This window comes from Burkholderia singularis, assembly GCF_900176645.1.
Classification (GTDB): Bacteria; Pseudomonadota; Gammaproteobacteria; order Burkholderiales; family Burkholderiaceae; genus Burkholderia; species Burkholderia singularis.
This window is the reverse complement of record NZ_FXAN01000119.1, coordinates 1-13,640: the sequence shown is the minus strand read 5'-3', so window position 1 is coordinate 13,640 and position 13,640 is coordinate 1. Positions and strand designations below refer to the sequence as shown.

10 protein-coding genes are annotated in these 13,640 nt (G+C 66.0%); all 10 read right to left on the bottom strand.

What is annotated here, in order from left to right; translation table 11 throughout:
• Window positions 1–652: RNA polymerase factor sigma-70 (locus tag BSIN_RS23650; RefSeq protein ID WP_089342224.1), on the bottom strand; the 652-nt coding region annotated here is incomplete at its 3' end.
• A gap of 345 nt (window positions 653–997) precedes the next feature.
• Window positions 998–3,376: an OspG family effector kinase gene (locus BSIN_RS23645; protein ID WP_089342223.1), complete on the bottom strand. Its 2,379-nt coding sequence runs from the start codon at window positions 3,374–3,376 to the stop codon at window positions 998–1,000.
• 630 nt (window positions 3,377–4,006) lie between these two features.
• On the bottom strand, window positions 4,007–4,756 hold the full coding sequence (locus tag BSIN_RS23640) for an SDR family oxidoreductase (protein ID WP_089342222.1): 750 nt from the start codon (window positions 4,754–4,756) through the stop codon (window positions 4,007–4,009).
• The gene (locus BSIN_RS23635; RefSeq protein ID WP_089342221.1) at window positions 4,753–6,297 is read right to left on the bottom strand and encodes an FGGY-family carbohydrate kinase; all 1,545 of its coding nucleotides are present in this window, start codon (window positions 6,295–6,297) and stop codon (window positions 4,753–4,755) included. The genes BSIN_RS23640 and BSIN_RS23635 overlap by 4 nt, the downstream gene beginning before the upstream one ends.
• Window positions 6,298–6,323: 26 nt before the next feature.
• On the bottom strand, window positions 6,324–7,415 hold the full coding sequence (locus BSIN_RS23630; protein ID WP_059518630.1) for an alcohol dehydrogenase catalytic domain-containing protein: 1,092 nt from the start codon (window positions 7,413–7,415) through the stop codon (window positions 6,324–6,326).
• A 319-nt stretch (window positions 7,416–7,734) separates the two neighbouring features.
• Complete coding sequence (locus tag BSIN_RS23625; RefSeq protein WP_369828251.1) at window positions 7,735–8,814, bottom strand: ABC transporter permease; 1,080 nt, start codon at window positions 8,812–8,814, stop codon at window positions 7,735–7,737.
• Entirely contained in the window at window positions 8,801–10,321 is a 1,521-nt protein-coding gene (locus BSIN_RS23620) for a sugar ABC transporter ATP-binding protein (RefSeq protein WP_089342227.1), read from the bottom strand. The genes BSIN_RS23625 and BSIN_RS23620 overlap by 14 nt, the downstream gene beginning before the upstream one ends.
• Window positions 10,322–10,390: 69 nt before the next feature.
• Window positions 10,391–11,344 (bottom strand): substrate-binding domain-containing protein, encoded by a 954-nt coding sequence (locus tag BSIN_RS23615; protein ID WP_089342225.1) that lies wholly within the window; start codon window positions 11,342–11,344, stop codon window positions 10,391–10,393.
• Window positions 11,345–11,546: 202 nt separating this feature from the next.
• Window positions 11,547–12,554, bottom strand: coding sequence for an AraC family transcriptional regulator (locus BSIN_RS23610; RefSeq protein WP_089342220.1), 1,008 nt, complete (start codon window positions 12,552–12,554; stop codon window positions 11,547–11,549).
• 547 nt (window positions 12,555–13,101) lie between these two features.
• Window positions 13,102–13,640, bottom strand: a 539-nt coding sequence (locus BSIN_RS23600) for an alpha/beta fold hydrolase (RefSeq protein ID WP_502213869.1), incomplete at its 5' end; no start/stop codon positions are given.

Genomic DNA, 13,640 nt, shown 5'->3' with positions numbered 1-13,640 from the left:
GCTCGGACGCGGCGACGCACGCGACGCAGTGCTGCTCGGCGTCGCGCACCATGAAATGCACGAGCGTCTGCGACACGTTCAGCGCGCGCGCCGTGGCCTGCAGCGTCTCGTTGCGCAGCCGGACCATCTCGAACGCGATGCGGCTGCGCGCGGGCAATTGCGCAAGCGCGTCGCAGGCGCGGCGCAACGTGTCGCGCACGACGAGCGCGGCCTCTGGCGACAGCTCCGGCGACGGCACATCGAGGCCGTCGTCCTCGTCCGCGTGATAGACGTTCTCGAGCGTCTGGCGGCGGCACGCGTCGATCGACGCATTGCGCACCATCCGGGTCACATAGGCGACGGGCTGCCGGATTGCGTCCTGGTTCGGGAAATCGACGAGCTTGACCAGCACGTCGTGAACCACGTCTTCCGCGCGGCTCGCGCAGCCGACGAAACTGCGCGCGAGCTTGACCAGCATCGGCCGGTTCGCGACCAGCACGTCGACCAGCGCGCCGTGCACGCGCTGGGCGGCCCGGCGCCCGCGCGCCGGCGCCGGGACTGACGCGGCGGCGGGCTTCGCGGCCGGCGGGCGAACGTCGAACGCCAGCGTCGCGCACGCATCGACGATCGGCAATGAGGTTGCCGGCATCGGCCGTTCAAACACTTCGGCCATGAGTTCTCCAGACGTTTACGAGATGATGGTTAATTTAACGTAAACGCGAATCGTTCTCAATTTTATTTATAAATACCCTAATCATCTCAGGGACGCCCGCGTGAAGCCATCGCGCCAAAGGCTCGTCGTTTCCGGGGCGAGCTGGCGGGCGCGCCCCGCATGCCGTTGCACGCGACGCTCGGCGGCGCCGGCGCCACGACGAATATTTTTCCGGCATTTTTTACCGCCATTGGCGCGAAATCCGCGCCATCCGCAGCCTCCATGCGGCCGGCCTTGGCATGCCGGCTGTCGGCACACCGCCCGCATTCGCGTTTTTGAAACCGGCGAACGCCGGTCAAACGAGCGTCATTCGATGTGGCTCAACCGCCGAAAGTCGTCGAGATCGAACCTGAGCTTGCTTCGCATATTCATAGTCTCCCCTTCGGTCAGCGGCATTCCGGGCGGACGGAGACTCGCGCTATCAAAATCAATCAAATTGAATTTTTTCGTATTGTGGTCATACAGGATATTTGCGAGATTGATATCCCAATGAGAAATTCCATGCGATTTCAATTGATCGATCAGTTCCGACACCACATCCCTGTTACTCGCTTCTTCACATATCTGCTCGGCCAGCGCCCAATCATTGCGCCGTAAAATAGAGGCGAGCGATTCGCCGGGAATTTTTTTCATTTTCAGCGTAACGATTTTGACGGCAGGATCATCGGTAGCCTGCAAAATCACCGACGCGGCGTTCTCGCCATAAAGCCGATTGAACGCCTCCTTGCTGGTTTCGGCGTTCCGCAATACGATCGCATCATTCCCTCCTCTCAAAGGCCTCTTATATTCCTTGATCACGTGGGCGTCGTCTAATTGATAGACTTTGCCGGCCGTGCCGCTGCCCAGCAGATTCGATTCATCTCTGTAAGCAGGCTCCGCCGCATGGCTCGGCGCTGCCTCCTGGCGGTGCCGGTGCGTGCGTCTGGTACGCGGCAGCACACGGGAGCAGTCGCCGCCTCTTTTGACGCGCTGCCTGGCCCGCGTTACGCAATAAACGTTTCCCCGCTTGCGGATCGAGGGCTTCCAAGACATACCGTCGCCCTGACGAACCAATTGGCTGCCCCCGTGCACGCCCGCCTTGGCAAAACTGGCGCCGTCGATTTTTTCAACGTGCCCGCGAAAAACCCGCCCTTTCCTGAAATGAGTTATCCAGACTTTCTTGGCCAACGAAGGCGTCAATTTGAATAATTTTTTCCCGACCGATTTGAGAGGTCCGATATTGTCGACCACTCCGCCGACCACGTGAAACACCGCTTCATTGACATTTTCCTTGACGACGGCATCCGCCAAGCCATAAATATCGCCGACGAACGGAAGCAGTTTTCGTCCTTCCATCGAATTATTTTCTAATTCGGTCTCCCCGTATTTTTCGTCATATATGCCGCGCCAATGGTCCAGCAGATATTTGTTGACGATCTCGGTCACAGCCGCTCCCGGAGCAGACGCCCGCCCCAACGCATGGACCCGAAACATGGAGCCGTCGCCTATCCGCACATCGTCGGAAAAAAACAGATGCTTATGCTTGGAAATCCACGCATTCCATCGAGACGCGTTGCCACCGTCTTCCAAATTTCCACCAAGCGGGATTTTCTCCACCGCCAATTCCTTATTGGAAAACGATATGTAGAAGTTGCCTTTCCCGGTGGCGAGAATATATCCCTGCGATCCGTGATTGAGCGGAGACAAAAGGGTCACGCGCGGTTTCAGCGCATGCCGGATGACTTCATAGGCCTGCGCGCGCCCGGACTCCGGCTCGACGCCATAGTTCGACAATGCCGTATCGACGATATCCGTGAGGGTATGGGCCAAGGTGCTCATCGCTTCCTGGAATTTCGCGTCGAACTCGTCGTTGAGATCGGGAAGGCCGAATTGCTTCGTGAGCGTCGGCCCGACGATATCGCCGGAAGGCGAAACCGTCCGCCCATATTCCTCGAGATATAAATCGACGTACTTTTTGCTGTAAGTGCAATGCGAGCGGCCATCCCTGCAAATCCCCTGGGACACCCATGCCTCGGGAATGAAATTGGCGATTTTTCGAGAGCCCATCGCCTCCGGGTCCCGGTGATGCTTTTTGAGAATGTCCTCGGCGACATTGCGCCGGCTGGGAATGATGTCCGGAATATGCAACGGCTTATCGATGTAATGCTCAAGCCGTGGCTCGGCCGTTTGCGTGACTTTCGTCGTCTGCCGAACCGGGTTGATAGGGTTGCCCCGCACGTCGGCGGCACGCGGCACGATTCTCCTTGGCAACATGTACGCCGAAAACATCGGCCCCCGGTCCGGCACCCTATCGCCGCGGGTGTGGCCCGCGCGGCTACTCAACGTATACGGCCCGTCATCCTCGCCGCGGTGTTCGTCATTGCCGAGATTCTGGTCGGCATCGACGCCTTCAATGCGCATTTGCGATAAAAATAAAAACGCATTGAGTCCAACCGCAAGCGGATGGGTGGTGACCTTGGTCGGCCGGAACGAGAACTCCGGCTTGGGAAAAAACCGTTGCCTGCGATGACCTGTCAGTTGCAGCAAATCATCGTGAACCACCGGGGCTTGCACCATGCTCGGGGACGCTGGCAGGGATTTCGCCGCCATTTGTTGCTTGATTTGTTGCTTGGCTACCCGTTCCTCATAGCTTCCACCGGCACGCCGAGCCTGCTCCAGCGTCAATAAATTCAAATTCTTTCCCATGGCGGCATTCGCTTCTCAAAAATATCAAAATCGGACAAAACGTTTTTTTTACCTATCCGGTTGAATTGCCGGCCCACCACATGGCCGCGCCGGTCGCGCACGCATGCACGACGTCACCTGTGCAAGCTCCTTTCGCAACGCGTGATTTGCATGGAAATATCCGTCTTTGCCACCGCGTGGCGTGCCGGCGCGATAGCGGCCCCGCGGTGCAGCCCGACCGGCGATTTGCGGTGGGGCTTGGCGGGAAGATCCGAACGCCGCGCGGCGGATAAGCTGAACCGCTCAGCAAGACCTGAGCAAGCGTGGCGGCCGAATCCTACGTGCACGCGGCGCGAGCGCGGGAGTGCGGCGCGGCGCGCGATGCGGGTGCGCGCCGGCGCATGAAGACAGGGTTCGGCTCATGTCCTGAGTGTCCGTTGGATCCGGTATGCGCACCATACGCGTGTCCACTCGGTGACGCAGCCGCGATGGCGAAAAGGCCCGGATCAGGGCGCAACGACTCGGCCGCCGTCACCGCGTCGACAGCGGCGCCCTGCAGGCCTGCCCGGCCGCCGCCGGCCATGCCGCCACGGCCCGTTCGCCCCGGCGGTGCGCGGGCTCGTCGGACCCGCGCGCAGACGGCGCTTGGGCCTAGCGCGCGGTATAGCCGCCGTCGACCGGCAATGACACGCCGTTCACCATGGCTGCCGCGTCGCTCAACAAAAACAGGATCGGCGCGACGACATCGCCGACGCGCGCGAAACGGCCAAGCGGAATGGCGGCGAGCATCGGCCCGCTCGATGCGGGATCGCTCCACGCGCGCTCGGCCATCGGCGTGAGCGTGACGGTCGGGTTGACGCTGTTCACGCGAATCCCGTGCGCGCCAAGCTCGACGCACAGCACGCGCGTCACCGCGTCGAGCGCTGCCTTCGATGCGCAATAGCTCAGATGCGACGGCAACGCGACAAGCGCCGCCTGGCTCGATACGTTGACGATGGCGCCGCCGTGCCCCGCATCGATCATCCCGCGCGCGACGTGCCGCGCGACGAGCATCGCGCCGCGCGCGTTGACGGCCATCACACGGTCGAAATCGGCCCACTGCGTGTCGAGCGCCGCGGCGACGTGCGTGACGCCCGCGCAATTGACGAGGCCGTCGAACGAATCACGCAACCGGCCGCCAGGGCCGATCGCCGCGTCGATCGACGCCGGATCGCCGACATCGATCGCGAGCGGCTCGCACCCCGCCTCGTCAGCAAGCCGCTCGAGTTCGCGCGCGTTGCGCGCCGCGGCCACCACGCGCGCGCCATGCTCGCGCAGCGCCACGGCCGTCGCGCGGCCGATCCCGCTGGTGGCGCCCGTCACCAGCACCGTGCGGTGCCTGAAATCGAAATCGATGTTCATCGTGCGTGCAGCCCGTGCATGACCGGCTTGAGCGCCGGATACAGTCCCGCATACAGCGCGAAACGCGCATCATGGAGCGCGGCGTGGCGCGCGTCGGGCTGCGCCCGCTCGGTGAGCGTGACCCAGCCGCGCCGGGCCGCATCGCGCGTGATCAGCCCCACGCCGAGCGCGGCGAGCAGCGCCGCGCCCATCGCCGCTTCCACTTCCTCGGCGATCGTCCATACCGCATAGCCCGTGATGTCGGCGATGATCTGCATCCACAGGTCGGAATGCGCCGCGCCGCCGACCACGACGAGCCGGTCGTCGAGCTCGCCGGCGCCGGCCGCGCCCGCCTCGATGTTGTGCCGCAGCGCGTAGGCGACGCCTTCAAGCACCGCGCGATACAGATGCGCGCGCGTATGGAACAGCGACAGGCCGACGAACGCCCCGCTCGCCTTCGCATCCCACACCGGACTGCGCTCGCCCATCAGGTACGGCAGGAACAGCACGCCGTCGCTGCCCGCCGGCACCTGCGCGGCGGCGGCCTCGAGCAGGCGGTGCGCGTCGCCGTGCGCGGCCGCGCGCGCGGCTTCTAGCTCCGCGTGGCAAAACTGCTCGCGAAACCACGACACCGACGCGCCCGCCGTGATCGCCCCGCCGAACACATACAGATCGCGTGCGCCGTCGAACACGTGCGGCATGCTGACGAGCCCGCGCCGCGCATCGGTGGCCCCGGCGATATAGCCCCAGCACATGCTGGTGCCGATCATCGCGACGTGCTGGCCGCGCCGCGTCGCGCCGGCCGCGAACGTCGCCACCGCCGCGTCCACGCCGCCCGCGACCACCGGCGTGCCGGCCGCGAGGCCGAATTCGCGCGCCCAGTGCGCGAGCAGCCCGCCGACCACTTCGTCGGAATCGACGAGCCGCGGCGGCATCATCGTCGCCGGAATCCCGAGCATGTCGAGCGCTTCGTCGGACCAGCCGCGGCGCGCGAGATCGTAGACGCCGCCCAGGTTGCCGGCCGAGCTGTGATCGAGCGCCAGTTCGCCGGTCAGTTGATAGATGATGTACGCGTTCGGCGGCACGAAATAGCGGATCTTCGCCCATACGTCGGGCCGCTCGTCGCGCAGCCACAGCATCTTCGCGTAGCCGTAGTAGCTGTCGAGGCCGTTGCCGGTGATCGCGCCCAGCCGCTCGACGTCGGCGTGCGCGCGCACCCAGTCGAGTTGCGCGCTCGCGCGCCGGTCCATCCAGATCAGGCACGGAAAGAGCGGCTGCATGTCGCGGCCGACCGGAATCCCGGCGCCGCCGTAAAGGCTGCTCACGCAGACGGCCTTGATCGATGCCGCGTCAATGCCCGCCTCGCGCGCGCCGGCCACGCAGCGCGCGAGGCAGTCGCGCACCGCGTCGAACCAGACGGTGGGCCATTGCTCGGCCCACAGCGGTTTGGGCGTATCGGGCCGATACGCCGCCGCGCTCTGCGCGACGATCGTGCCGTCCACGCCGACGACGAGCGCCTTCGTACTCTGGGTGCCGATATCGACACCGATCACGCATTCCATGTCTCCTCCACGATTCGTTCGGCCGGTCAGTCGCGCGGGCGCATCAGCACCTTGATCGAGTCGAGCGAGTTCGCCACCCGGATCGCCTCGTCCCACTCGTCGAGCGTAAAGCCGTGCGTGACGATCCCGTTGGACGTGACGAGCCCGCGCGCCAGCAGATCGATCGCGACAGGATAGCAATAGGGCCCAAGGTGCGCGCCACGCACGTCCAGTTCCTTGCGATCGCCGATGATCGACCAGTCGGCCGTCGTGTCCTTGCCGAACACCGAGAACTCGACGAAGCGGCCAAGCTTGCGGATCAGCGCGAGCCCCTGCGTGACGCCCGCGGGCACGCCGGTCGTCTCGATATAGACGTCGCAGCCGTACCCCCCCGTCAGAGCGTGGACGATCGAAAGCGCGTCGTCGCGCGCCGGGTTGATCGTCACGTCCGCGCCGTAATCGCGCGCGAGCGCGAGCCGCTCGTCCACCAGATCGATCACGATCAGCCGCTTGGGCGTCCTCAGCTTCGCGACTTGCGTCATCATCAGCCCGAGCGGTCCCGCGCCGGCGATCACGACGACGTCGTCGAACTGGATGTCGCCGCGATTGACGGTGTGGATCGCGCACGCGAGCGGCTCGATGATTGCCGCGTCCTCGACCGAGATGCCGGCCGGAATCTTGTGGACGATCGCCGTCGGCGGAATGCGCATGTATTCGGCCATCCCGCCGTCGGCGACTTCGCGCTGGAAACCGAAGATGTTGTGGACCTCGCACATCCAATACTGGCCGTGCTTGCAATAGCGGCACTGGCCGCACGGCACGATCTGCTCGGCGATCACGCGCTCGCCGAGCGCGACGCCGAAGTGCTCGGCCGCGCCTTCGCCCAGTTCGTCGACATAGCCGAAAAATTCGTGACCGGGGATCACGGGCGCCTTGACCCACGGGCTCGGGCCGCCCCAGAACATCTTGGCGCCGGCGTGGCATTTACAGTCGCTCGCGCAGATCCCGCACGCGCCGATGCGGATCACCAGCTCGCGCGCGCGGGCACGCGGCTTCGTCACGCGTTCGACGCGGTAGTCTTCGGGGGCGTGGCAGACGACCGCTGTCATCTGCTGGGTTTCGTCGTGGAGATTTTTCATGATGTGCGTGGTTTGGCCGCTCATGCCGGCCGGGTTCGAGGGAACATTGCGGGGCGGTTGCGCAAACGCGCGCGATCGCCGGTTCAATCGCCGGTTCAATCGCCGGTTCAATCGCCGGTTCGGCGCTCGCGCGGCGCGGCGCGCGACGGCAGCACGCGGTGGCGGCGCGCCGCCGCCGCCGCGTGCCGTGCGAACCGTGCGAACCGTGCGGATGGCCGCCGCGCCGGGCGGGTCGCTGCTGTCGTCACTGCCGCTGCTCGCTGCCGCCGCACCGCGCGATATCGTGACGCCGCACCGGCCGTCGCGCCGCCGCCCGTCGTCACTTGCCGCGCTCACGGCCGATGTAGATCGCGAGCAGGATGATGGCGCCCTTGATCACGTTCTGCACGTATGGATTCACGCCGACCATGTTCAGCCCGTTGTTCAGCACGCCGAGCAGCAGCGCGCCGACCAGCGTGCCGAGAATCGAACCGCGTGCGCCCGCGATCGACGTGCCGCCCATCACGACGGCCGCGATCGCGTCCAGCTCGAAGCCGACGCCCGCGTTCGGCTGACCGCTCATGAGCCGCCCGGTCAGCACGATCGCGGCAAGCGCGGACGTCAGCCCGGCGAGCGTGTAGACCGCGAGCTTCACGCGCGCGACGCGCACCCCGGACAGGCGGGTGGCCAACTCGTTGCCGCCGATCGCATAGACATGGCGCCCGAACGGCATCCGTTCGAGCAACAGCCACGCCAGCGCGTAGACGACGAGCATCACGAACACCGGCGTCTGCACGCCGAGCACGCTGCCGCTGCCGAAGAAGCGGACCCAGTCCGGCAACCCGTCGATCGGGTAGCCGCCCGTGTAGATCAGCGCGAGGCCGCGCGCAATGCCCATCGTCGCGAGCGTGACGATGATGGGCGGCATGGCCGCGAACGCAACGAAAAAGCCGTTCGCCGCGCCGAACGCGAGCGCCGTGCCGACGCCCGCCGCGAGCGCGAGCGCGCCATTCGCGCCGGCGGCCAACAGGCCCGCGACGAGCGTGCCGGACAGCGCCATCACCGAGCCGACCGACAAGTCGATGCCGCCCGTCAGGATCACGCACGTCATGCCGACGCCGATGATCGCGTTGATCGACGCCTGCCGCAGCACGTTTTCGAGGTTCGCCGCGCTCAGAAAGCCGTCGCTCGCGAACATCATCGCGATACAGACGGCGACGAGCCCGACGAGCGGATAAAACACCGTCGAGCGCTTAAGCGCGGCGAACGCGCGGCGCGCCCGCGCGGGCGCGCCCCCGCCCGCCGCGGACGCATTCGGCGCGCCGCCCGGCACGCCCGGCGCAGCGGGCTGCGCCGGCGCGGCGGTGCGCGCATTGGCGGGCGGCGTCGCCCGCGGGTCGATCGGGTCATGCATGTTCATGATTCGCTCCACGTCCGTCTGAAGTCGCATAAGTCATCACCCTGTTCGGCGTGAGCGCGTCACCTTCGAGCATCGCCTCGATGCGGCCCTGCCGGAATACCGCAACCCGGTCGCACATCCCGACGATCTCCGGCAACTCGCTCGAAATCAGCACGATCGCGTAGCCGCACGCGGTCAGCTTGCGCATCAACTGGTAGATCTCGGCCTTCGCGCCGATATCGATGCCGCGCGTCGGCTCGTCCAGGATCAGAATCCGCGTGTGGTGATTCAGCCAACGCGCGATCACGACCTTCTGCTGGTTGCCGCCGGACAGCGTATCGACCCGCGTGTCCGGCGAATTGGCCTTGATGCCGAGTTGCGTCATCAGCTCGCGCGTCGCGCGCGTCTCGGCGCGCGCATCGACGAACCACCGCAGGCGGCGGTATTTGCGCAGGTTGTTGATCGACACGTTGTGCCGGATCGAGAACGCGGTGACGAGCCCTTCGGTCTTGCGGCTTTCGGGCAGCAGGCCGATGCCGGCCGACAGCGCGCCTGCCGGATCGGCAAGCTGCACCGGGCGGCCCTCTACGCGTATGCGCCGCACATGCGCGGGCCTCGCGCCGATCAGCGCGAGCGCGCTCGATGTGCGGCCCGAGCCGACCAGCCCCGCAAAGCCGAGAATCTCGCCGGCATGCAATGCGAAACGGTTGACGGGGCCATGCTCGCGCAACTGCAACGCATCGACTTCGAGCACCGGCGCGCCGCGCCGCTCGAGCGCCGGCTTCGGCGGAAAGCTCTGCTCGATGCGCCGGCCCACCATCATCTCGACGAGCGTGTCGAGATCGGCGCCCGCCACCGGCGTCGTGCCGACATACTGCCCGTCGCGCAGCACGGTGACGCGGTCGCACACGGCGAAAATCTCGTCGAGATGGTGCGAAATGAAGATCATCGCCACGCCCTGACGCTTAAGCTCGCGCATCACGTCGAACAGATGCGCGGCCTCGGCGGGCGTGAGCGTCGCGGTGGGCTCGTCGAGGATCAGGATGCGCGCATCGAGCGCCAACGCCTTGCCGATTTCGACGAACTGCTGCTGCGCGACCGACAGCTCGCGCACCGGCGCCGACAGATCGATCTCGACGCGCAGCCGCGCGAAGATCGCCTCGGCCGCGCGGCGCATGGGCGCGCGCGCACGCAGCCCAAGGCGGCCGCGCCATTCGCGGCCAAGAAACAGGTTGTCGACCGCATCCAGATCCGGAATCAGGCTGAACTCCTGGAACACGATGCCGATGCCCGCAGCGATCGCATCGCGATAGCTCGCGAAATTTTGCCGTTCGTCGTCGATCGCGATCGTGCCCGCATCAGGCTGATGAATGCCGCAGAGAATCTTCATCAGCGTCGATTTGCCCGCGCCGTTCTCGCCCAACAGCGCGTGAATCTCGCCGCGCGCGACGCGCAGATCGATCCCCTTGAGCGCCGCCACACCGGCAAAGCGCTTGGTGATACCCGTCAGTTCCAGGCTCGTATTCATCGTCGTGTCCATCGCCGCCTCGTTCACGCGCATGCCGCCCGCACGGGCGCGGTCACGCGCGCCTTTCGCTCACCAGCTGAAGCTCTTCGCGCTGTCCTTGTCGATCAGCTTCACGTCGACCGGAATCGCCTTGGGCACATTGGTGCCCCACTTCTTCGCCAGCCCGATGCCGATCGCCAGACGGATCTGGTCGCGCGGAAATTGCGCGGACGTTTCGATGAACTTCGAATTCGGCTTTTGCATCGCGGCGATCGCTTCGGGCGCGCCGTCGACGCTCGTGAGCTTGATGTCGCGGCCGGACGCGTCGATCGCGGCCAGCGCGCCGAGCGCGCCGCCGTCGTTGACGCTGAAGATGCCCTTGAGCTTCGGACGCGCCTGGATCATGTTCTCGGTGACCGACAGCGCGCTCGCGCGCTCCTGCCTGCCGTTCTGCACGTCGACGATCCTCACGTTCGGAAACTTCGCGAGCGCCGCACGGCAGCCGCGCACGCGCTCCAAAATCGGCACGACGGGGATGCCGTCGAGGATCGCCACGTCGCCGCTGCCGCCGATCGCCTTGGCAAGGTAGTCGCACGACATGGCGCCCGCATCGAAATTCTTCGAACCGACGAACGCATCGACCGGGCCGCTCGCGTTCGCGTCCACCGCGACCACCACCGCGCCGGCTTTCTTCGCCGCGACGACGGCCGATTGAATCCCGGTCGAATCGGTCGGATTGACCAGCAGGATGTCGATCTTCTTTTGCAGCATGTCCTCGACGTCGCTCACCTGCTTGCTGACGTCATGATGCGCGTCGGTGACGATCACCTGCGCGCCGATCGACGCGGCCGCCTCGTTGAGCGCCTTTTGCATCGTCACGAAATACGGGTTGTTGAGTTCCTGGAACGTCATGCCGATCTTGAGCGGCGCCGCGTTCGCGGCGCACATGCCGGCCGATGCGAGCGCACCGGCGAGCGCCGCGGCGCGCGAGGCGCGCAGGGCCAGGTTGCCGCGAGCCGGCGTGAATAAAGCAGTCATGGTCATGATCGTCTCCAAGTTTTTTTACGGATGAGCGCGCCCCGTGCGCCGTCTCGACGGCGCACCGCAACACGTTTGCTGCATCTGGAATCGGCTTGGCCCGGCTGGCGAACGTCGCTGCGCCAGCGAGCCTGCCGGCTTTTCGGCCGGCCGCGCTGAACGGCCGGCTCCGACAGGCCATTGCAGCAGGCCGGCCCGGTAGCCCGCGTCAGCCGGACAACCGAAGAGCGGGGCTCGAGTCTTCGTCGGCGGCCGGTGCCGCCGTGCCGCGCGCCTCGCCCGCCGGTATGATCTGCGGCGCACCGCTCGTGCCCGCGCCGCGCTGCGCGGCGGCCTCCGAAGCGGCCCGGCTCGCATTGTTCAGCGCCTGATAGCGGCGGAATTTCGACGGCGGCATGCCCTTTTCCGCAAGAAATTGCCGATTGAAGTTCGACAAATTGTTGAAGCCGCTTTTGAAGCAGATGTCGGTGATGCTCGCATCGCCGTTCATCAACAACTGGCACGCGAGATTGATCCGCATCCGGTTCACGTACTGGACGAACGCCAGCCCCGTGTGCCGCCGGAAGTAATGCGAGAACGCGCTGACGCTCTGTCCGGCAAGCCGCGCGAGGTCCGCCTCGCGCAGCTCGCTCGACAGGTTCTTGCCGATATACGCGAGCACATGGTTGAGGCGGGTCGACGCGAACGTCGACGCGTCGGCCTGATACGCGGGGCTCGCCAGGCATTCGCGATCGCCTGCGTCGATGAGCAGTTGCATCATCGACAAAAACAGCACGATGCGGCGCAACCCGCGCGCATGGATCAACTCCGCGAACAGCGGCGCCACCGCGGCGCTCGTGTGCGCGCCGAACTGCACGCCGCGCAGCGCATCGGCGAGCAGCGCGTCGATCTGGCGCCATTCGGAGAAACTGTCCGCGCAGCGCGCGACGAACGCTTGGTCGAATTGCAAAACGAGATTGCGCTCGGCGATCGTCTCGCCCTCGCGCACGTCGCTGACCCAGTTGTGCGGCAGGTTTGGGCCGATCAACACGAGATTGCCGGGACCAAATGCGCCGACGTAATCACCGACGAACATCTGCCCGCTCGTCGCGACGATCAGATGGAGTTCGTACTCCGGATGAAAATGCCACCGCACGGTGCGGTACGGGTAGCCATGCGACCACGCCTTGAACGATTCGCCCTGGCGCACGCCGACGACTTCGAGATCGGGCTGCACTCGCTCCTCCTATTCTCCAGACCACGGCGCGTGCGCCGCGCCGTTCGTCTTGTTGTGTAGTGCGAACGATAATCGCCGTCCATCCGGTCGGCCACTCAAAATCAGACACCAAACTGATATTTTTTTGAATTGTGGTGAATGCGCAGGCCGAACGCGTCAAATTTGGTGCGAAGCAGCAGACTCCATGCATGCCCGGCGGCGCGCCGACGCATGGCCGCACGCGCAGTGCGCGACACGCGTGCGGCGAATCTCGGGCGTTTTGACGCAGCCCGTCGGCGCAAGCCCGCCGACGCGAACGCATGACGCGCAAACGTCCGTGCGCGGCAGGTTCAGTCGATGAACAGCCGAATCTCCGCCATCGCGCCGGACGGCTCGGCATCCGGCGCGCCGAATGACGTCGGCGCCGCACCGAGCACGGCGTTTCAATACGGCACGTTACCCGGCCTCTGCGTGAGCGCGAATCGCTTGATTGAATGGGATCGCGAGCCGTTCGTGCCCCGGTGCGCAGCGGCGGCTTGCGCCACGCACGCCCGCGCGACGCAAGCCGTCAGCAGGCCGATCCGGCCGGCACCGCCCGGCCATCGCCGCACACGAGCGGATGATGCGCGCTCTGGACCGCGCGCACCGCTTCGTCGGAAGCGAACATCCGCGCGACGTCGTGGCCGACGCCGCGCACTTCGAGCAATCGCCAGCCGAACGGCCAGCCACGGCTGCGCGCCGCCGCCTGTGCCGTCTGAAATGCGTGCAACCCGCGCGCGAGGCGGGTCGGGCCCTGCGCGTCGGCTTCGACACCGTGCGCGAGCCGGTTGCCCTTCACGTCGTCCATGCCGAGCAGCACCGTGACGGGCTGCGCCAAATACGCACGCAGCGCCGCCTCTTGACGGCGCGCCGAGCCAAGGCCGCCGAAACCGTAAGGCGCGGCAGTCGAGTTCGGCATCACCCACGTACCCGGATTGGCGAGCACGATCCGCGCCGCGCCCGGCTGCGAGTACGCGGCGACGCGGTCGAGAAATTGCGCGCCCGCCGAATGACCGAGCAGCACGACCGGCAGCGCCGGCGCGCCGGCGGCTCGCCGCGCCCAGTCGG